Annotated in this window: 19 protein-coding genes; 3 read left to right on the top strand and 16 right to left on the bottom strand. The window is 69.8% G+C overall.

Annotated features, from left to right (window positions below; genetic code table 11):
- Positions 1-2: 2 nt before the first annotated feature.
- The 13 genes from KK483_RS23175 to KK483_RS23115 all read right to left on the bottom strand — a co-directional run bounded on the left by KK483_RS23175 (position 3) and on the right by KK483_RS23115 (position 11260).
- Complete coding sequence (locus KK483_RS23175) at positions 3-581, bottom strand: hypothetical protein (protein WP_262007138.1); 579 nt, start codon at positions 579-581, stop codon at positions 3-5.
- Between the two features lie 31 nt (positions 582-612).
- Positions 613-1206 (bottom strand): pilus assembly protein TadG-related protein, encoded by a 594-nt coding sequence (locus KK483_RS23170; protein ID WP_262007137.1) that lies wholly within the window; start codon positions 1204-1206, stop codon positions 613-615.
- 5 nt (positions 1207-1211) lie between these two features.
- Entirely contained in the window at positions 1212-1451 is a 240-nt protein-coding gene (locus KK483_RS23165) for a hypothetical protein (protein WP_215178435.1), read from the bottom strand.
- A gap of 230 nt (positions 1452-1681) precedes the next feature.
- Positions 1682-2749 carry a response regulator transcription factor gene (locus KK483_RS23160; RefSeq protein WP_262007136.1) on the bottom strand — a complete coding sequence of 356 codons (1068 nt, stop codon included), beginning with the start codon at positions 2747-2749 and terminating at the stop codon, positions 1682-1684.
- A 46-nt stretch (positions 2750-2795) separates the two neighbouring features.
- Entirely contained in the window at positions 2796-4127 is a 1332-nt protein-coding gene (locus tag KK483_RS23155; RefSeq protein WP_399014602.1) for a sensor histidine kinase, read from the bottom strand.
- A gap of 27 nt (positions 4128-4154) precedes the next feature.
- Positions 4155-5042 (bottom strand): DUF5936 domain-containing protein, encoded by an 888-nt coding sequence (locus KK483_RS23150; protein ID WP_399014599.1) that lies wholly within the window; start codon positions 5040-5042, stop codon positions 4155-4157.
- Positions 5043-5058: 16 nt separating this feature from the next.
- Entirely contained in the window at positions 5059-6000 is a 942-nt protein-coding gene (locus KK483_RS23145) for a type II secretion system F family protein (protein ID WP_262007135.1), read from the bottom strand.
- A gap of 11 nt (positions 6001-6011) precedes the next feature.
- Positions 6012-7349 carry a CpaF family protein gene (locus tag KK483_RS23140; RefSeq protein ID WP_262007134.1) on the bottom strand — a complete coding sequence of 446 codons (1338 nt, stop codon included), beginning with the start codon at positions 7347-7349 and terminating at the stop codon, positions 6012-6014.
- Positions 7350-7365: 16 nt separating this feature from the next.
- Positions 7366-7797: a TadE/TadG family type IV pilus assembly protein gene (locus KK483_RS23135; RefSeq protein ID WP_313879474.1), complete on the bottom strand. Its 432-nt coding sequence runs from the start codon at positions 7795-7797 to the stop codon at positions 7366-7368.
- Positions 7798-7802: 5 nt separating this feature from the next.
- Positions 7803-8234: a TadE family protein gene (locus tag KK483_RS23130; RefSeq protein ID WP_262007133.1), complete on the bottom strand. Its 432-nt coding sequence runs from the start codon at positions 8232-8234 to the stop codon at positions 7803-7805.
- A 3-nt stretch (positions 8235-8237) separates the two neighbouring features.
- Positions 8238-9509: an AAA family ATPase gene (locus KK483_RS23125; RefSeq protein ID WP_262007132.1), complete on the bottom strand. Its 1272-nt coding sequence runs from the start codon at positions 9507-9509 to the stop codon at positions 8238-8240.
- A 7-nt stretch (positions 9510-9516) separates the two neighbouring features.
- On the bottom strand, positions 9517-10236 hold the full coding sequence (cpaB, locus tag KK483_RS23120) for a Flp pilus assembly protein CpaB (RefSeq protein ID WP_262007131.1): 720 nt from the start codon (positions 10234-10236) through the stop codon (positions 9517-9519).
- Positions 10237-10357: 121 nt separating this feature from the next.
- On the bottom strand, positions 10358-11260 hold the full coding sequence (locus KK483_RS23115) for a hypothetical protein (RefSeq protein WP_262007130.1): 903 nt from the start codon (positions 11258-11260) through the stop codon (positions 10358-10360).
- 470 nt (positions 11261-11730) lie between these two features.
- Between KK483_RS23115 and KK483_RS23110 the strand changes: the two genes are divergently transcribed.
- Entirely contained in the window at positions 11731-13443 is a 1713-nt protein-coding gene (locus KK483_RS23110; protein ID WP_262007128.1) for a chitinase, read from the top strand.
- Positions 13444-13476: 33 nt separating this feature from the next.
- On the opposite strand, the gene KK483_RS23105 is transcribed toward KK483_RS23110, so the two are convergent.
- Positions 13477-13908: a hypothetical protein gene (locus tag KK483_RS23105; protein ID WP_262007127.1), complete on the bottom strand. Its 432-nt coding sequence runs from the start codon at positions 13906-13908 to the stop codon at positions 13477-13479.
- 58 nt (positions 13909-13966) lie between these two features.
- Complete coding sequence (locus KK483_RS23100; RefSeq protein ID WP_262007126.1) at positions 13967-15241, bottom strand: Nramp family divalent metal transporter; 1275 nt, start codon at positions 15239-15241, stop codon at positions 13967-13969.
- Between the two features lie 161 nt (positions 15242-15402).
- On the opposite strand from KK483_RS23100, the gene KK483_RS23095 reads away from it, so the two are divergent.
- Entirely contained in the window at positions 15403-16749 is a 1347-nt protein-coding gene (locus tag KK483_RS23095) for a M14 family metallopeptidase (protein ID WP_262007125.1), read from the top strand.
- Positions 16750-16820: 71 nt separating this feature from the next.
- Entirely contained in the window at positions 16821-17693 is an 873-nt protein-coding gene (locus tag KK483_RS23090) for a TIGR04222 domain-containing membrane protein (protein WP_262007124.1), read from the top strand.
- 415 nt (positions 17694-18108) lie between these two features.
- Here KK483_RS23090 and KK483_RS23085 read toward each other — a convergent pair whose 3' ends face one another.
- Positions 18109-19554, bottom strand: coding sequence for a GntP family permease (locus KK483_RS23085; protein WP_262007123.1), 1446 nt, complete (start codon positions 19552-19554; stop codon positions 18109-18111).
- Between the last annotated feature and the right edge of the window lie 47 nt (positions 19555-19601).

Here is a 19601-nt window from a genome sequence, read left to right as displayed (position 1 = left end):
GCTCACCCGGAGATCTTGACCGCGACGGTCGAGAACGTCGGCAGCTGGAAGTCGACCTCGGTGGTCGACTCCGGCGGCGCCGGGAACTGGAAGAAGACCGGGATCGACTTCCCCGGATCGATCTTGTCGAGGCCGGAGGTGCAGAGGCAGCGGCCATCGGTGTCGCGAAGGATGTAGTAGCGCTTCTTGCCGGCCTTGTCGATGAGGGTCGCGCCGGCGACCGAGATGCCGCCGCCGAGGACCTCCTGCTCGGTGCCGCGCCACGGGGACATGTCGTAGAAGGCCGCCGAACCGTTGTTCTTCATCTGGCCGTTGACCGTGACGAAGCCGCCCGACTCGCGCTTGACGGTGTTGATGACGAGGTCGATGTCCTTGGGCCCCTTGACCGTGGCCAGGGTGGTACTCGTGTCCGGGACGACCTGGCCGGAATCGCTGTTCCCCGCGCCCGGCCTGGCCGACGTACTCTTCTCCGGGTTCTTCTCGGTGTCCCCGCCGCAGCCGGCCACGGTGAGGGCCAAGGTGGCAGTCACCACAACTGCAGCCGCCCCCCTGCGGGCCTTCAGGATGTGCCGAATGCTCATGAATGGAGTTCCTTTACTCGTCGTTCGCTGATCAGTCAACCAACTGGACGTCGAAGAGGTCCTTCGCGTCGGGCAGGTCCGTGAGGCTGTCCTCGAGGTCCCAGCTCCCGCTCTTGCACGTGAGTGTGGGGAGGAGTTCGAGGTCGTCGGGGAGCTCGAAGGTGCACAGTGGCTTGACCACGGCCTTGGCACTGGCCGTCCCGAACTCGCTCTCGGTTCCGGGAATGATCGACTCACCGATCGGTTGCTGGGTCCTCACATGGACTTCGTAGCCCAGTTCGGGCAGCCAGATCTGATCGCAGAGCTCGACGTCGGCATCGTTCTTGTCGGCGAACGTCGTTGCGGCCGGACACGAGGGGTCGTCCAGCCCGAGCTTGCCGTCGAAGATGTCCTGCCATGTGGTCGGGTCGGTGAGGTGGTCGTTCAGCCACGCCCCGGTGAGCTTGTCCCGGGCATCCTGAGCTGCTGCCAGAGCCGCGGCGTCCGCCGCGCCCTGTGCACTGTTGCGGGACGCGGACGCCTGGCCGACTGCGAAGAAGGCGAACGCGAGGAAGAGCAGGCCCGCCACCATCACTACATAGATGGGGAAGGCCTGCCCTTGATCCTTCGTTGTGCGGTTCGGCAAGCGGCTCAGCCGGCCTTGATCTTGTCGATCTGCTCGTTGATCTTCGTGGTGATCTTGCCACCGATACCGGTACCGACGATCGCACCGATGATCACGACGACCACCATGATGATGCCCAGGTACTCCAGCGCGGTCTGGCCCTTGGAGCGCTCGCGGTCCGTCATACGGCTGATGACGGTGTTCTTCCAGCCGTTGACGCGGACCTGGGTGTCGACGGCGGCCTTGAGCAGAGTGTCGTTCGACATGGTGTTCCCCTCCGGGTTCGGCCGACCGTTTGCCGGCCGACGCGTAAGTCTCTTCGGTGTCTTCTGCGTTACCGGCTTCCTCCTGGCCGGTGCCGCTTTCGACATGAGAAACGTACGCCGGAAGGGCGGACCCAGAAGAGGGTCCCAGGGCCCATTCCCAGGCCCAAAGCGGGACTTGGGCCCTGCCCGTCGGGGGATGGGCCCTTCGGCCCATCCCGGTCTCCCCCCGTTCAGCCACGGCCGGGTGCTCCCCTCTCGGGACCGGTGCCTGTGTGTGCCGTGCCCAGCCAGACCGCGATGGCCTCGCTCCTGCTCGCACTGTGAAGCTTTGCGAAGATGCGATTGATGTGGTTCTTGACCGTCTTCTCACTGATGAAGCAGGTGGCGGCGATCTGCTGATTGCTCATGCCCGACGCGATCAGGTCCATCACCTCCACCTCCCGTGAGCTCAGCCCGAACTCGTCCTTGTTGCGGGCGGGTTGGGGCACGGCCGGCTGGATGCCCGGGGCGGGTCCGAACCGTCCCGACGACTGTGCCACATTCGATTGCAGATGCGAAGCACTTTCGCTCGGGTTCCATGAAGTCGAGACAATCGGCTGGGGCGGCACGGCGGGCTGCGGTGGAACCTGATACGCCGCACCGAGACCGTCCGGCAGGTGATGCCCGCCGGGCGCGGGGCCGGGGCCAGGGCCGGGTCCGGCGCCGGGGCCGCCCCGGAACTGGGCGAGGAGCGCGTTCGCGGCGGTGGCGGTGAAGTGGGCGCGGCCCTCCTTCACATCGCGTACGGCGGCGACGAGCTGGTCCGCCGTGAACTCGCCGTGGACGAGGTATCCGCCGGCGCCCAGCCTGAGGGCCTCGTGCACGATGTCGCTCTCGCGGCTGTAGGTCAGCATCATCACGGGGGCCGCCTGCACCAGGTAGGGCAGCGCCGAGATGCCGTCCACCCCGGGCATGCGGACGTCGAGCAGGATCACGTCCGGCCGGTGCTGGTGGGCCGCTTCCAGTGCCTGCTGGCCGTCGGCGGCCTCGGCAACGACCTGGATGTCGTCGCGTCCGCCGAGCAGCACCGTCAGACCGGCCCTGACCACGGGGTTGTCGTCGGCGATGACGACCCGCAGCGGAACGGTCGGGGCCGACTGGGGGACGGGAACGTGCGCGGACGGGTGCGCGGTGTGTGACGTGTGCGAGGTGTGCGGCGTCTGCTCCGAGTGGGGCGGAGCCGTATGGGACGACGTGTGCTGCGAGACATGCGGGGTGATGAACTGCTGCCCCGATGTCCGGGAGATCTCGTCCGGCATCGTGCGGCCTCCTCTCAAGTGGTGGGGATGTGGGGGTGGGCGGGGGTCAGTGGTCCGCGTGAGCCGTAGCGGTCGGGTCTGCGGGCAGGATCGCGGCGACGGGCAGGTCCAGGCGCACCTCGGTGCCCGATGCCGTGCGGCCGCGGCCGATCCGGATCCGCGCGCCGATTCCGGCGGCGCGCTCGACCATCCCCACGAGCCCGAAGTGCCCGGCTCTGCGGAGTTCGTCGAGCGTGGTACCGGGCGGCAGGCCGCGTCCGTCGTCGAGGACGCTCACGCGCAGCGCTCCGTCGACGATTCCCGTCTCGACGGCCACCTGGGTCGCGTGGGCGTGCCGGTGGGTGTTCTCCAGCGCCTCCGAGGCGACCGTGAGCATCTGGCGGGCGACGGCGTACGGGACCGGTGGGACGGGCGCGGCTCCCGTGCGGCGGAACCGTGCCGTGATGCCGGTGCGCCGCCCGAAGTCGGCCACGCGGGCGGAGAGTTCCTCGGCGAGGTCCATTCCGGACGCCTGGAGGTCGCCCTGCCTGCGGAGGTCGCTGAGCAGTTCCCGGGACTCGGCGGCGGCGCGGCGGGCGGACCGGGCGACCAGCTCGGCCTGGTGCCGGACGGTGAGCGGGTCCATCCGGTCGGCCGAGGACGCCAGGCCGTCGGCGGCCAGGGCGAGCCCGTGCAGCGTCTTGGCGACCGAGTCGTGCATCTCCCGGGCGAGCCGGGCGCGCTCCCCGCCGACCGCCTCGTTGACGGCGAGGCGTGCGCGGGCCTCGGTGAGGGCTTGGCTCGCGGTGCCGAAGCGCAGCAGCAGGTTGCGCAGGGTCACGCCGACCGCGCCGGCCACGACGCAGAATCCGGGCAGCAGCAGGGAGTTGCGTACGGTCGCCTCGGCGTCCCCGTAGGCCCCGTACACGGCGAAGAGGATCAGCGCCTGGAGACAGGCGAAGATGCCGGCGCCGCGCCAGCCGTAGACGAGCCCGGCCAGCAGCGGGGTGCAGACCGTGACGTATCCGAGGGTGCTTTCGGGGCCGGCGGTGATGAGGAGGACGGAGCCGAACAGGGCGTCGACGGCGAGCAGCGCCGGGTGGCGCAGCAGCAGGGGCCCGAACCGCTCCCAGTCGCGGAAGAGCACGTACGAGACCATGAAGGTGACCAGCACGCCCGATGCGACGAGGTAGGTGGCCGGCCCGCTGCTCGCCGCGCCCAGAGCGAGCGGCGCGGCGAGTGCGATCATCGCGAGTCGGAAGCCGAACACCTGGCGGCACAGCGCCTGGAGGGCGTTGACCTGGATGGCCAGGGTCGGCAGGCGGTCCGGGTTGTCCGCGGCTCGGGCCAGCGAGGCCGGTCCGAGGCCCCCCGTTATCCTCCCGATGTGGAGCGCCACTGCTGTTCCCCCTCCGCAGTCACGGTTTCAGCCCCCGATCGAACTGAAGTCGGCGTTGGCGCCGTACACGAAGGCCGCGACGAGCAGGATCATGGTGGCCGGGACCATGATCGACGTGATGGTGAGCGTGGCTTTCGGGACGGCTTTGGCGGCCCGTCGGCGGGCGTTCTGCGCGTCCGTGCGGCGCATGTCGTTGGCGATCTGGATGAGGGTGTCGACGATCGGTGCGCCGAGTTCCTCGCCCTGCTGGAGGGCGGTGACGAACTGGGCCACCTGCTCCGAGTCGTTGCGCTTGCGCAGCTCGTCGAACGCCTGGCGGCGGCTGACGCCCATGTCCATCTGGCGCAGGGTGATGCGCAGTTCGTCGGCCCAGGGACCTTCGTACTTCTCGGCGACGCGCTCCAGTGCCTCCCGGAAGCCGAGGCCGGCGCTGACGACGACGGCGAGGACGTCGAGGAAGTCCGGAAGGGTTCGCTCGATCTGGTCCTTGCGCTGCCGGATGGCGGCCACGATGCCGATCTCGACCCAGAAGACACCGAAGGCGATCATGAAGAGGGCGAGGAACGCCTGGCCGCGCAGGAGCATCGCGAAGGCGCCGAAGAGCCCGAGGAAGCCGTAGACGGCCCGGCGTGCGGCATAGCGGTCGATGGTGAGGCCACCGGGGTTGCCCGCGAGGTCGATCTTGCGGCGGACCTTGTTGACCCGGGCCGGGCCCATCATGCGCAGGATGGCCGGGGCGTAGCGCATGCCCAGGCGGTCGACGGCCGAGCCGACGGCGGTGGTGCGGGTGGCACCGACCTCCAGGGCGACGGCGAGGTCGCCGGGGAGCTTGGCGTCGGCCCGGTACATCCGGATCCCGTGGAAGGCTCCGGCCACGCAGAGTGCGAGCACCAGGGCGAGAGCGAGTCCGATCATTGCTGTGCCCTCCCCCTCAGACGTCGATCTTTGACAGCCGGCGGATGACGAAGACGCCGACGCCGTAGAGAACGAGTGCGGCGACGACCGCGGCCTGCCCGATGAAGGAGGCGGTCATCCGGTCGATGGCACCGGGCATCACCCGGTCGAGCAGCAGGAGTGCGCCGAGCCCCATGGCCGGGACCGCGTAAGCGGTCATGTTGACCTGCGAGAGCTGGGTGCGGACCTCGCGCCGGGTCTCCTTGCGCTCCTCCAGGGTCTCGGTGAGGTTGCGCAGCGAGCCGACGACGGTGCCGCCGGCCCGGTTCGACAGGACCAGGGTGGTGACGAGTACGACGAGTTCGCGCGAGGGCAGCCGCTGGGCCAGCTCGCCGAGGGCGTCGTCGATGGAGTGGCCGACCGCCAGCTTGTCGGCGACCCGTCCCAGCTCCTCTCCGGCCGGTGCTTCCAGCTCCTCCGCTGCCATCGACAGGGCCGTGCGCAGGGCGAGTCCGGCCTGGGTGGCGTTGGCGAGGATGCGGGAGAGTTCGGGCAGCTGGTTGATGAACTTCTCGATGCGTTTGTTGCGCTGCCAGTTGAGGAAGCCGAAGGCGGCCCAGATGCCCAGGAGCCCGGCGATGGGGCCGAAGAAGGCGGAGAACACGGCCTGCGCGACGAACCAGAGGCCGACGATTCCCGCCACCATGTAGACGAAGAACTCTCCGGGTGTGATGTCGAGACCGGTGGCGGCGAGCCGGAACTCGATCCTCTTGCCGAGGTCGGTGCGGCGCAGCCGCTGGTCGATGCCGCGGAAGCGCCGGCGCCGCCCCGTGAACCCCTCCAGCTGGCCCGTCTGGGAGAGCCGGTCGACGAGCGCCTGGCGCTGGGCCCGGCCGGAGGACCAGGCGTGGACGCCCATGACTCCGAGCACGCAGAACAGCAGCGTGGCGCCGATCGTCAGCAGAGCGAGATTGGTCATGGCGGCTCTTCCTACTTGGCCTCTCGGGTGGCGAGCTGGTCTGCGTGGGCGGCGACGCCGAATGCCTGCGGGACGGGCTGGCTTGCCATGAAGAGGCGGTCGGCGACCCGCCGCGGCAGCGGGAAGTACTGGAACGCGCCGCGAACCCGTCCGTCGGCGGCCATCGGCTGGGCGTCGAAGCGGGCGACGGTCGCCAGCCGGAACGGCTCCCCTCCGCGCGAGTCGAGCAGGGCGATCTCGGTGATCTTGCGTGCGCCGTCGGCGTGGCGGGTGAGCTGGACGATGCAGTCGACGGCGCTGTTGATCTGGTCGCGCAGCGCCTCGAAGGGGATCTTCACCTCGGACATGGAGGCCAGGGTCTGCAGGCGCATGATCGCGTCTTCGGCGTTGTTCGCGTGGACGGTCGCGAGCGAGCCGTCGTGACCGGTCGACATTGCCTGGAGCATGTCAAGCGTCTCGCCACCGCGGACCTCACCCACGACGATGCGGTCGGGGCGCATACGCAGGGAGTTGCGGACCAGGTCGCGGATGGTGATCTGGCCCTTGCCCTCGACGTTCGGCGGGCGGGACTCCAGCCGGATCACATGCTGCTGCTGGAGCTGGAGTTCGGCGGAGTCCTCGATGGTGATGACGCGCTCCCCCTCGGGGATCAGCCCGGAGAGTGCGTTGAGCAGCGTGGTCTTACCGGTGCCGGTGGCGCCGGAGACGATGATGTTGAGCTTGGACTGGACGAGCGCGGAGAGCAGATAGAGCATCGGCTCGTCCAGCGAGCCGAAGCCGATCATCTCGCGCAGGGTGAAGGCACGGGGGAAGCGCCGGATCGTGAGCGTGGCGCCGGAGAGCGACAGGGGCGGGATGATGACGTTCACACGCTCGCCGGACGGCAGCCGGGCGTCGACCATCGGGTTCGACTCGTCGACGCGGCGGTTGACGGTGGAGACGATCCGCTCGATGGTCTGCATCAGTTGCTCGTTCGAGGCGAAGCGCATCGGGAGCAGCTCGACCCGGCCACCTCGCTCGACGAAGATCTGGTCGGGTCCGTTCACCATGATCTCGGTGATGGACGCGTCCTCCAGGAGGGGTTCGAGCACGCCGAGGCCGAGCGCCTCGTCGACGACGCGGCGGATCAGCTGCGACCGTTCGGTCGCGGAGAGGACGGGGCCCTCCCGGCTGATGATGTGGCCGAGCACGCGCTCCAGCCGTGCCCGCCGCTCCGCCGCAGCGAGCGCCGACATCTCCGCGAGGTCGATCTCCTCGAGGAGCTTGGCGCGGTACGTGGCCACAAGGTGACCGTCGTCCCGTCCTCCTCCCCGTTCCTCGGGGGCGCTGATGCGTGCCCGCAGGCTCATGTGCGTAACTCCTCGGTCAGTCGGCGGGCATGGTGGAGCTGCGCTCGGCTTCGCCCCAGTCGGCGATGCCCGGGAGCAGCGAGGGGATCTTGATCTTGACGGTCACCGTCACCTCCCGGCTGCCGGTCTGCGGGGTGTAGTCGAACTCCTGGAAGTCGTCCTGCAGCCAGCCGCTGACGGCCTGCCGGGCCGTGTATTCGCCCTGGGTCCGGAAGTCGTCGTCGGTCTCGGCGCGCGCTCCGGCGCGGGAGGCGGTGCCGGCCTGCGATGCGGTGTAGGCGGCGACGCCGAGCTGGATGGCGCAGAGGCCGAGGATCAGCAGCAACGGCAGGAAGCCCGCGAACTCCAGCGCCACGAGGCCCCGGTCGCGCAGGTGGTGCCGGCCGCGCAGGTGGTGCCGGCGGCGTCCCCCGCGTCGTTCGCGTCGGTCGCGGATGAATGGGTGCACGGCGCTCAGCCCTCCTCGACGAACGCGGCGTCGCCCGTCACCGTGAAGGGGAAGCTCACGGTTCCGGGGAAGAGGATGGGCACCTTCAGCTCGACGTCCGCCCTGTAGAGCCCGTCGACGGCGTCGGTGCGGCAGTCGACGTCCGAGCCGTCGAGCCACGAGCCCAGTTGGCTCTCGACGGCCTCCCGGCACTCCTGGTCGCGCTGGAACCCGGCCACCGCCCCCGTCCGCGCGCCCTCGTCCGCCGCGTTCCCCGCGAGGATGTACGTGTAGCCGAGCAAGGCGCACTGCCACAGCAGGACGCAGACGATGATGATCAGCGGGAACATGCCGAGGAACTCCACCGCGACCTGGCCCCGGTCGCGGTCCGGTCCCCGGCGCCCGTAACGGCCCCGTGTCGCCGCACAGGCGGCAGGTGGTGCGCTCAACAGGCGCATCGGTCAACTCTCCCCCTCGAATCCGGATCGGCCGCCTCGTCGGCGTCGCATGCCGATGGAGCCCCGGTCGTTGCGGAACCTGCCGGCCTTCTCACTGCCCTCGGGGGCCTTGACTATGCCGAGCTCGCCCGCCAGACCCCACAGCGCCTGCTTCACGGTGGACTTGCTCTCCAGGTCCTGCATCCGGCCGGCGTCGACCGCGGCCTGCAGCTCCTTGAAGTTGGCCGGGACGACGGTCCGGGCGACCCGTGTTCCCGTGATCCGCTCCACCAGCGGCGGCTGTATCTCGGTGTTGCGGATGAAGCGGTTGACGAGCGTGACCGTCTCCTCCCCCTTGCGGATCTGCAGCCGGTCCCAGAGCCGGACCATCCGCTTGGCGGCGCGCACCGCGACCACGTCCGGGGTGGTCACCAGCACAGTGATGTCGGCCATTTCGATGGCCGCGGCGTTGGCGCCGTTCATCTGGGTACCGCAGTCGACGACCACGACGTCGTAGCGGTTGCGCAGCGCGCTCACGATCTGGCGTACGGACCTGTCGCTGACCTCTTCGCCGCGCTCGCCCTCACCGGGGGCCAGCAGCAGTCCGATCCCCGTCGGATGGCTGAAGAGGGCGTCCTGGAGAACGCGCGGGGAGATGTCCTGGATGCCGGCGAGGTCGACTATGGAGCGGCGGAACTGGACGTCCAGGTAGCTCGCGACGTCGCCGGACTGGAGGTCCATGTCGGCGAGCGCGGTGTTCATCCCGGAGGCCCGGGCCGCCAGGGCGAGCTGGACCGCCGTGAGCGTCGTGCCGACGCCGCCCTTGGCGCCGGACACGGTCACGACGGTGCCGCCCGGCCCGGTGAACACGTCGCCGCCCTGGCCGAGATGGCGGCGCACTCCGACGGACCAGGAGGCGGCGGCCTGGACACGCTGGGCCAGTTCCTCGTACGAGAGCGGAAGCCCGACCAGACCTCGCGCGCCCGAGTCCATGGCCGCCGAGTAGAGCCCGGGACTCGCGTCCGCGGTGACCAGAACGACCCCGACCGACGGAAAGCGCAGGGCCACCTCCCGGATCAGCTCCAGCGCCGGAACGGGCCCGATCCGCTCGTGGACCAGCACGACCTCGGGGAGCTCGTCGAGCGATTCGGCGGCCAGCCGCGCGAGCGTGTCGAGCAGTGAGGTCGAGTCGCCGACCGGCCCGGCCGGCTCCGCCTCGGGGAGCTGGCTGAGCAGGGTGGTGACGGACCGGGCGGCATCGGCGTCGCCGACGGCCGGGAGGATTCTGGTGCTCATTCGGCCCTCACTTGTTCCTGTCCTCGTCGAGGGTGTATTGGCCGTCACCCGGCCGAAGGGTGGTGGGGCTCCCCTTGGCGAGCAGTGCGAGGCGTACGTGCACGGCGAAGGACTCGGCGTAGGCGACGCGCTGGGCGTCCGTGGTGTTCAGCGCGAAGGTGATCGGCACGGCCTCGGTGGCCGCGCGGTCCCGGTCGTCCCCCTTGGGTTCCAGCGCGGTCAGCCTGCCGACGTCGATGACCTTGGCGTTGGCGACGATGATGCGGGACTCGGCGACCTCGCCCCCGTCCTTCCCCTCGTCGTCGAAGGTGGCGAAGATGTTGACCGTGTCACCCGGGGTGATCTTGCCCGCGACACCGGTGGCCGCGTCGATCATGATGGCGATCTCCTGCTCGCCGGCCTCCAGTTCGGGCCGTTTGACGATCATGTCGTCCTGGAGCAGCGAGCCCTTGCGCAGCTGTGTCACGGCGATCTTGCCGTCGACCGTGGATATGTCGGTCACCGCGTTCTGCGAGAGCCAGCGCTTCGGCATCTTGACCTTCTCGAACTGGCCTGCCTGGAGCGCTGTGTAGGGGGCCACGTCCGCCTTGACACGGTAGGCGTCGACCTCGGGCCCGACCTTCGAATTCACATCACTGATCACCGAGAGCACGCCGACGAACGCGCCGAAGGCGCAGAGGACGGACAGGAGGAGAAGAATGACGCCGCGGCGCTGCCGTGAATTCATGGGTGGGACAACCTCGTGGGGAGACGGGGACGGTGGGAGCGGACAGTGCGGTGCGAAGCGGTGCGGTGCGGGCCCGGGCCGGAGCCGGGTCATCCCGCCACCGGCCCGAACGCCGCATGGGCTACGACCCGTGGTGCATAGGTGTTCCGTGGTTCAGGACACCTGGCGCGTGCGTTTGGTTCTCGCCATGTGGGCCGGGGGGCGCGAGAGGTGCCGAACAGAACCCGCAGCGATCACCGATGAGTTCCATTCCGCACCAGGAGCACATTTCCCGCCGCACGGACGCGACCAGCTGATAGACGATGGAGATGTCCGGGAGATAGGCGGCAAATTCGATCATCTTCGCGGTCCCCCACCACCGCGCCGAATCGGCGGGGAGGGCTGTCTCGTGTACTGCCTGCGCACGCCAGGCAGGGGCGAGGGTCGTGGTCACCCAGTCACTCTGGATCTGCCCTTGCGCGACGAGCAGGTGCGTGCCGAACTCGGGGCCCGCGAGCAGACCGTCGCCGCCACCGATCTTGATCAGCTGCGGGGAGGGATTGGCGAGCACGCCGAACTGGGAGCCGGGAACCCATGACTTGGCGTGCGACTTGAGGCTGACGGGCACCCGGTCGAGCCGGGCGACCGAGTTCAGCAGAGCCCCCGCGTAGACGTAGTGCGAGAGCAGCCGTGCGGCCGACGCCACGACTCCGGCGCTGAAGTCGCAGATGGACAGCTGGCGCAACTGCCGGACGAGCACGGCGATGCCGAGCGGCGGCAGATCGAGCTTCATCAGCGCGATGCGGTCGCTCTCCAGGACCGAGCGGACGGTGTGCAGTCTGCGTTCGTGGGCGGCGGGGAGCGAGGCGGGGTAGAGCGCCACGACGTAGCCGTGCTGCTCCAGCAGGACCTGCATGTCGGCGAGTGCGGCGTCCAGTGGCTGCACGTCCGGCGGCTGCAACAGCGCCGCTGTGGGCGTCTGCTGATCCGTTGGCGGCAGCACCAGGTCAGCGCTGGTGACAGCAATGGCGGTCGGCACGCTCATTCCCCGTTCGGCTCCAGCCGCCGGTCGCCCGGCCGCTGCAGTGATCTCTGCTCGTGCTCCTGCCTCTGCACTTTATCCACGTCCTACGTTGCAGAGAACACCTTTCTGATCGCTGTCCGGCAACGCTCACGACTTGCACACAGTCAAAGCCGGACGAAGTCCTCCGGTAGTTAACTCCTGTATTACTTCGATGAATTAGCGGGCAGCCTCTGCCGTGGCCCGCCGGGCATTCCGGTTGGCCAGGACCTCCCGCGATCCGGCGGCGCCCGGTCCGGGCTCTCTCGTATACGACCCACCCCCCACCTCTGCCAGAGGTCTTGACATCCCGATTGGTCTGGACCAACTTGGACGCCCAGCGGTGGCCACCGTTCCGTACGTCCCGCAGTACCTCGTGAAGCACCTCCCGAAGCACCTCCCGAAGCACCTCCTGATGTACGCCCTCCTCCCCGACTCCCCACCGGAGGCAGCAAGTGGACCGCACGACACGCACAGGCACACGCAGACGGAGAAGGTGGCTCGGCGGAGTCCTGGCGCTGGCCATGGGTGCCGGGCTCGGGCTGGTCGGCGGGGCCGGGACGGCCCTTGCCGCCGATGTGAACAACGCCAAGAACGCAGGGTTCGAGTCCGGGCTGGCCAACTGGACGTGCACGGGCGGGAGCGGGGTGACCGTGTCGTCGCCCGTGCACGGCGGGGGTGCCGCGCTCAAGGGGACGCCCTCGGGGCAGGACAACGCGAAGTGCTCGCAGACCGTGGCTGTGAAGCCCAACTCGACGTACCAGCTGAGCGCCTGGGTGCAGGGCTCGTACGTGTATCTCGGGGCGAGCGGCACCGGTACGAGCGACGTGTCGACCTGGACACCCGGGGGCACCGGGTGGACGCAGCTGACCACCGGCTTCACCACCGGGGCCGCCACGACGTCGGTGACCGTGTACACGCACGGGTGGTACGGGCAGGCCGCCTACCACGCCGACGACATCTCGGTCTTCGGGCCGGACGGCGGCGGTGGCGGCGACCCCGATCCCGTGGTGCCGCCCACGCCCGGCGGGCTGGCCGTCGGGGCGGTGACCTCGTCGTCGGTCGCGCTGAGCTGGAGCGGCTCCTCCGGCGCCACGGGGTACAGGGTGTACCGCAACGGCACCCAGGTGCAGTCGGTGACCGGGACCTCGGCGACCGTGACGGGGCTGGCCGCGTCGACCTCGTACCAGTTCCAGGTGAGCGCGACCAACGCGGCCGGTGAGTCGGCGAAGTCGGCCGCCGTGACCGGTACGACGTCGTCCGGCGGCGGCAACCCGAACCCGCTGGTGCCGAAGCACGCCCTGACCGGCTACTGGCAGAACTTCAACAACGGCGCGACCGTGCAGAAGCTGCGGGACGTCCAGTCGCAGTACGACATCATCGCGGTGTCGTTCGCCGACTCGACGGCGACACCGGGTGAGATCACCTTCAACCTGGACCCGGCGGTCGGCTACGGCTCGGTCGACGAGTTCAAGAGCGACATCGCGGCGAAGAAGAGCGCCGGCAAGTCCGTGATCCTGTCCATCGGCGGTGAGCGCGGCAACGTCACCATCAACAGCGACGCCTCCGCGACGGCCTTCGCGAACAGCGCCTACGCCCTGATGCAGAGCTACGGCTTCAGCGGCGTCGACATCGACCTGGAGCACGGGATCAACTCCACCTATCTGACGAAGGCGCTGCGGCAGCTCTCGCAGAAGGCGGGTTCCTCGATGGTCCTGACGATGGCCCCGCAGACCCTCGACATGCAGAACACCGGCACCGAGTACTTCAAGACCGCGCTCGCCGTGAAGGACATCCTCACGGTGGTCAACATGCAGTACTACAACAGCGGTTCGATGCTGGGCTGCGACGGCCAGGTCTACTCGCAGGGTTCGGTGAACTTCCTCACCGCCCTCGCCTGCATCCAGCTGGAGGGCGGACTCGACCCGTCCCAGGTGGGCCTCGGCGTCCCGGCGTCCCCGTCGGGCGCGGGCAGTGGCTACGTCGACCCGCAGATCGTGAAGAACGCGCTCGACTGCCTCACCCGGGGCACGAACTGCGGCTCCTTCAGGCCCTCGCGTACGTACCCGACCCTGCGCGGGGCGATGACCTGGTCCACCAACTGGGACGCGGCGGCCGGGAACGCCTGGTCCAACGCGGTGGGACCGCACGTCCACAACCTGCCGTAGCGGCAGCGGGTCCCTCGTCGACCGCCCACCGGCCTACCGGGCCGGTGGGCGGTTCGGGTTCGCCGGGTGGTGCAGGGCTTGCAGGTAGTGGTGGAGTACGGGCCCGAGCTCGGCGAGCCACTGCTGGAGGACAGCCTGCTTGCGGGCGGTGATCCGGCACTCGTAGAGCATGCCGCCGGGATGGGCGACGGCCACCATGAGGACCGTGCCGAACGGTCCCGGGGCGAAGTGCACGGTGGAGATCGCCGGCCACGGGAACTCCAGGGTGTGGCCCTGGATCTCCAGGGCCACACCCGTCGCATCGACGATGACGGAGTTGTGGCGGTCGTGCGCGATGAACTCCGGTCCGATCGGCGCCTGTTGCGGCGGCGGCGCGCCGTACGACGGCGGTACGGGGATCGGGGGACCGAAGCCCGGTGGCGCCTGGGGGTGCTGGTGCTGGTCCGGGTGGCCGCCGTAGGTCATGCGGGCAAGTATGACTGGAGCCGCCGCCCCGGGCCCCCGGGCCCCCGGGCCCCCGGCCCTACCAGGGCAGCTCCCGCACCTGCTGCACGCACAGGACCACGAACAGCAGCCCCGCCGCCGCCAGCATCACGTTGCTCAGCATGCCGTTGCGCCATTCGCGCGGTGTGCGGGACGAGTTGAGCAGCCAGACCAGGGTCAGCGCGAGGAACGGCATGAAGAAGGCGCCGATGACTCCGTACACGATCACGAGCCCGAACGGCTGGTCCAGGAAGAGCAGCGCGATCGGCGGGAAGGTCAGCCACAGCAGATAGGCCCGGAAGGCCGGCGTCTTGTCGCGGGGTGTGCCCGCGGGGGCGATGGACGGGCGGTAGTGGGAGACGAAGTCCGCGAACATCAGGCTCACGCCGTGCCAGACGCCGATCAGCGAGGTGAAGGACGTGGCGAAGAAGCCGACGAGGAAGAGCTTGGCCGTCGCCGTGCCGTAGCGGTCGGCGAGGATGTCGGCGAGGTCGAGGAGGCCCTTGTCGCCCTTGGCGAGCGCGATCCCGGCGGAGTGCAGCAGCTCCGCGCCGACGAAGAGCATCGCGACGACGAAGATGCCGGTGGTGATGTAGGCGACGCGGTTGTCGAGCCGCATGACCTTCATCCAGCTGGTGTTGTGCCAGCCCTTGGCATTGACCCAGTACCCGTACGCGGCCAGCGTGATGGTGCCGCCGACGCCGCCGATCAGGCCCAGGGTGTAGATGAGGGAGTCGTCCGGCAGGACGGGCACCAGGCCGGCGAGGGCGTCGCCGAGGTTCGGGGTGACGCGGACGGCGAGATAGACGGTGACCACGAACATCACGCCGACAAGCACCGTCATGACCTTCTCGAAGACGGCGTAGCGGTTGAACCAGACGAAGACCAGGCCGACGAGGCCGCACAGCACGCCCCACCACTTCAGGTCCATCGAGTCGGGGAAGAGCGCGGCGAGCGGCAGTGCGCTGGACGACATCGCCGCGGCGCCGTAGACGAAGCCCCAGACGGTGACGTACACGGCGAAGTAGACCGTGGTCCAGGAGCCTAGGCTGCGCCAGCCGTCGAAGAGGGTGCGGCCGGTGGCGAGGTGCCAGCGGCCGGCGGCCTCGGCGAGGGAGATCTTGACGAGGCAGCCGATGACCGCGGCCCAGAGCAGGGTGTAGCCGAACTTGCTGCCCGCGATCAGGGTCGCGACGAGGTCGCCGGCGCCGACGCCGGTCGCGGCGACGACGATGCCCGGGCCGATGTAGCGCCAGCTCGACTTGCGGGGCCGGGAGACCGGCGTGCCTGCTTCTTCCTCGGTGGTGTCCGTCATGGTTGCGGCCGCCTTTCCGCTCGCCGTCGAGCAGTTGTCGTACGTATGGCCGAAGGTCGCCCTTGACCGGGGCATGCCATACCCCGACCATGTGCCCGTCACACCCTCAACACCCGCACGTCGCATTCAGCCACCCCCACACTCCCTACCCAGGAGACAGCATGCGACTTCGCATACGCGGCAGCGGCAGGAACGGCAGGAGGCCCGTCACCCTGGCGGCCCTGCTCGCCCTCGCCGTGGCCGTCCCGTTCACGGCGACCGCCTCACCCGCACCGGCAAAGGCCGCGCCGGCGCCCGCCGAAGAGACGATCCGGCAGTACGAGATCCACGGCCCGTCCACCGTCGCCGAGCGCACCGCCATCGCCGCGGCGGGCGTCTCGATCGACGAGGCCGACGCCCACGCGATCGTCGTCAGCGCCGACACGGCCCAGGCGAAGCGGCTCCGCGCCCTCGGCCATGTGCTCGAAGCACTGCCCGCACCGCCCTCGCGCACGGCGGCCGGCGCCGCAGTGAAACCGTTCGACTTCCCGTCCGCCGACTCCCGCTACCACAACTACGCGGAGATGAACGCGGAGATCGACCAGCGCATCGCGGCCCACCCGGCGATCATGAGCAAGCGCGTGATCGGCAAGTCCTACCAGGGCCGGGACATCGTTGCCATCAAGATCAGCGACAACGTCGCCACCGACGAGAACGAGCCCGAGGTCCTCTTCACCCACCACCAGCACGCCCGCGAGCACCTCACCGTCGAGATGGCGCTCTATCTGCTGCGCGAGCTCGGCGACGACTACGGCACCGACTCCCGCGTCACGAACGCCGTCGACGGCCGCGAGATCTGGATCGTGCCGGACCTCAACCCGGACGGCGGCGAGTACGACATCGCCACCGGCTCTTACCGCAGCTGGCGCAAGAACCGCCAGCCCAACTCCGGTTCCTCCTACGTCGGTACCGACCTGAACCGCAACTGGAACTTCAAGTGGGGCTGCTGCGGCGGCTCTTCGGGCTCCACGAGTTCCGAGACCTACCGCGGTCCGGCCGCGGAGTCCGCGCCCGAGGTGAGGGTCGTCGCCGACTTCGTGCGCTCCCGTGTCGTCGGCGGCGAGCAGCAGATCACGGCCGGCATCGACTTCCACACCTACAGCGAGCTGGTCCTGTGGCCGTACGGCTACACGACGGCCGACACCGCCCCCGGGATGACCCAGGACGACCGCGACGCCTTCGCGTCCGTGGGCGGGAAGATGGCCGCGAGCAACGGCTACACGCCGGAGCAGGCCAGCGACCTCTACATCACGGACGGGTCGATCGACGACTGGCTGTGGGGCAACCAGAAGATCTTCGCCTACACCTTCGAGATGTACCCGGCGGGCTTCGGCGGCGGCGGTTTCTACCCGCCCGACGAGGTGATCGAGCGCGAGACGAGCCGCAACCGGGACGCGGTGCTCCAACTGCTGGAGAACGCGGACTGCATGTACCGGTCGATCGGCAAGGAGCAGCAGTACTGCTCGTGACCGGCGGGCACGGTTGAGACCTCTCCCGTCGTGGCACAACACACTCGTGTGCCACGACGGGGGAGTGCCACATGGCGATCATCATGGACATGGACATGGGCATGGGCATGGGCATGGGCACGGCGGTGGCGGCGCTGTCGCTCGGCGCCTCGCTGGCCGTGCTGATCAGGCTCCGGCGCCGGGCCGAAGCGGAGCACGCGAACCGGTCGGCCGTGCCGCCGCCCGGCGATCCGCTCGCCGTCGCGCTCCTCGCGGGCGGGACGCAACGCCTCACCCACACCGTGCTCTTCCGGCTGCACGCCGCGGGCCGGATCGTGTCCACGAGGCGCGGCCACACGGTGCAGCCCCCTCGGGACGGCGGCCCGGACCGGACGGACGCCGAACGGGCCCTGCTGCGCGAAGGTCTCGGCGCCACCTTCTCCACCGCGAAGGCCCATGAGGCGCTGGTGGCGTCCGCGGCGGTGGAGCGGCTGACGTCGCGACTGGTGGCGGACTCGTTCCTGTGGGACGAGGAGACCACCCGGCGCTGGAAACGGCTGTCCCTGGGACACGGCCTCCTCTGCGTCGCCGCCCTGCTCGTCGCGATCACCGCAGCCCCCGACCCGTACGCCCCGTACCTCCCGCTCGCCCTCCTCGCCGCCGCCGGCTTCGCCGCGCAGCACGCCTTCGGCCGCCTCGGGCGGCTCACTCCGGCGGGGCGGTCGGCACTGAAGTGGCTGCGGGCGGAGTACGAGACCCGCAACGGCTCCCATTGGGCGGCCCTCGACCGGGGAGCCGGTGATGACGCCACCGCGCTGCACCTCGGCACGGAGGCGAACGGCCTCGGTGTCGCCCTGCGCGGTACGAAGGCCATCTCGGACGCCAAGGTCCGGCGCCGTATCGACCCCAGCGGCGGCAGCAACTCGGGTGGATGCGGGGGTTGCGGGGGCGGCTGCGGCGGTTGAGGGACGGCGCGTCGAACGGCGTCCTCGCGCCGTACGACTCGGCGACACCAACCTTTCACCGGCAGTCGTCCCTGCGGGGGCGACGTGCGGGAACTCCCCTCCGGGAAGCCGCGTTGAGCAGGCGCAACGCACAACACCGAGTCAGTCAGGGAGGGTTCAGCACATGGACGACATCTTCGAGGAGATCTTCGAGGAGATCGTGGAAGAGGCGGCCGAGGAGATCGGCGGCGAGGCGGCCGAGGAGATCGTCGAGGGCCTCTTCGACTGACCGGGGGACCCGCTCGGGTGCGGCGGCGGCACGCGTACCGCCGCCGCACCCGGGGGCCGGTGGGCCCAGGGGGCCGGTGGGCCCAGGGGGCCGGTGGGCCCAGGGGGCCGGTGGGCCCGGCGCCCCGGACGCCGCACGTGTCACGTCTCAGACGGCCAGACTCAACGCCGCCGCCACCGCGAAGCCCGCCACCGACAGGACCGACTCCAGCACCGTCCAGGACTTGAGGGTGTCCCGCTCGGATATGCCGAAGTACTGCGCGACGATCCAGAATCCGCCGTCGTTGACGTGCGACGCGAAGATCGAGCCGGCCGAGATCGCCATGATGACCAGGGCGAGGAACGCCTGCGAGTGGTCGCCGCCCTCGACCAGGGGGAGCACGATGCCCGCCGTGGTGACGATCGCGACCGTGGCCGAGCCCTGGGCGACCCGCAGGACGAGGGAGATCAGGTAGGCCAGCACGATGACGGGCAGGCCCACGTCGTTGAAGGTGTCCGAGAGCGCCTGGGCGACGCCGCTCGCCTTGAGCACGGCGCCGAAGACTCCGCCCGCGCCGACGACGAGCAGGATGTTGCCGACCGGCTTCAGCGACTGGGTCGAGACCGACTCCAGGGACTTGCGGGACCAGCCGCGGCGGACGCCCAGCAGGAGGTACGCCAGCACGAGCGCGATCGTCAGGGCGACGAAGGGGCTGCCGAAGAACTCGATGACCGAGCGCAGGGTCGACTCGTCGAGCGCGATGGACGAGAACGTCGCGGCGAGGATGAGCACCAGCGGCGTGCCGATGATGAACAGGACCGTGCCGAGGGAGACCGGCGCCTCGGTGGCGGAGCTCCTGCGTTCGGCCGCGACGGCCGCCTTGGCGTCCTCGGCGGCTTCGAGCATGTCCTCCGGTACGGGGACGAAGAGCCGCTTGCCGATCCAGGAGGCGTACACCCAGGCGGCGATGACGGCCGGGATGCCGACGACGACGCCCATGAGGATGACCCAGCCGAGCGAGACGTGGAGCAGGCCCGCGGCGGCGACCGGCCCCGGGTGCGGCGGCAGGAAGGCGTGGGTCATCGACAGGCCCGCGAGGAGCGGCATCGCGTACAGCACGATCGACTTGCCGGAGCGCTTGGCGGCGGCGTAGACGATCGGCGCGAGGACGAAGATGCCGACGTCGAAGAAGACCGGGATGCCGAAGATGAGGCCGGTGAGGCCCATGGCCAGCGGGGCGCGCTTCTCGCCGAAGAGGCCGAGGAGGCGGGAGCTCAGCACCTCTGCGCCACCGCTGACCTCGAGTATCGCGCCGAGCATGGTGCCCAGGCCGATGATGATCGCGACATGGCCGAGGATGCCGCCCATGCCGGTCTCGATGACCGAGACGGCGGCGGACTTCTGGACGGTGCCGAAGAGTTCGGTGACGGAGAGGCCGGCGGCGAGGCCGACCGCGATCGAGACGGCGAGCAGCGCGACGAACGGCTGGAGCCTGACCTTGATGATCAGGAAGAGGAGGAGCGCGATGCCGAGGGCGGCGACGGTGAGCAGTCCGGCGGTGCCGTCGATGAGGAGGAGCAGTCCTCCGGTGTGGGGTGGCGCGGCAGGTGGCATGGGGGGACCTCGGTCGGTGGGTTCTGGGTAGGGGGGAGCGCGGCACG

The organism is Streptomyces sp. FIT100 (assembly GCF_024584805.1).
Lineage (GTDB): Bacteria > Actinomycetota > Actinomycetes > Streptomycetales > Streptomycetaceae > Streptomyces.
This window is presented reverse-complemented; position numbering and strand designations above follow the sequence as displayed.

Excerpts from the sequence above, each read along its gene's own strand:
- KK483_RS23090 (WP_262007124.1), top strand. The coding sequence starts at position 16,821 with ATGGCGATCATCATGGACATGGACATGGGCATGGGCATGGGCATGGGC.
- KK483_RS23145 (WP_262007135.1), bottom strand. The coding sequence starts at position 6,000 with ATGACCAATCTCGCTCTGCTGACGATCGGCGCCACGCTGCTGTTCTGC.
- KK483_RS23160 (WP_262007136.1), bottom strand. The coding sequence starts at position 2,749 with ATGCCGGACGAGATCTCCCGGACATCGGGGCAGCAGTTCATCACCCCG.
- KK483_RS23100 (WP_262007126.1), bottom strand. The coding sequence starts at position 15,241 with ATGACGGACACCACCGAGGAAGAAGCAGGCACGCCGGTCTCCCGGCCC.
- KK483_RS23115 (WP_262007130.1), bottom strand. The coding sequence starts at position 11,260 with ATGAGCGTGCCGACCGCCATTGCTGTCACCAGCGCTGACCTGGTGCTG.
- KK483_RS23095 (WP_262007125.1), top strand. The coding sequence starts at position 15,403 with ATGCGACTTCGCATACGCGGCAGCGGCAGGAACGGCAGGAGGCCCGTC.
- KK483_RS23105 (WP_262007127.1), bottom strand. The coding sequence starts at position 13,908 with ATGACCTACGGCGGCCACCCGGACCAGCACCAGCACCCCCAGGCGCCA.
- KK483_RS23150 (WP_399014599.1), bottom strand. The coding sequence starts at position 5,042 with ATGATCGGACTCGCTCTCGCCCTGGTGCTCGCACTCTGCGTGGCCGGA.
- KK483_RS23085 (WP_262007123.1), bottom strand. The coding sequence starts at position 19,554 with ATGCCACCTGCCGCGCCACCCCACACCGGAGGACTGCTCCTCCTCATC.
- KK483_RS23165 (WP_215178435.1), bottom strand. The coding sequence starts at position 1,451 with ATGTCGAACGACACTCTGCTCAAGGCCGCCGTCGACACCCAGGTCCGC.
- KK483_RS23175 (WP_262007138.1), bottom strand. The coding sequence starts at position 581 with ATGAGCATTCGGCACATCCTGAAGGCCCGCAGGGGGGCGGCTGCAGTT.
- KK483_RS23140 (WP_262007134.1), bottom strand. The coding sequence starts at position 7,349 with ATGAGCCTGCGGGCACGCATCAGCGCCCCCGAGGAACGGGGAGGAGGA.
- KK483_RS23130 (WP_262007133.1), bottom strand. The coding sequence starts at position 8,234 with ATGCGCCTGTTGAGCGCACCACCTGCCGCCTGTGCGGCGACACGGGGC.
- KK483_RS23125 (WP_262007132.1), bottom strand. The coding sequence starts at position 9,509 with ATGAGCACCAGAATCCTCCCGGCCGTCGGCGACGCCGATGCCGCCCGG.
- cpaB (WP_262007131.1), bottom strand. The coding sequence starts at position 10,236 with ATGAATTCACGGCAGCGCCGCGGCGTCATTCTTCTCCTCCTGTCCGTC.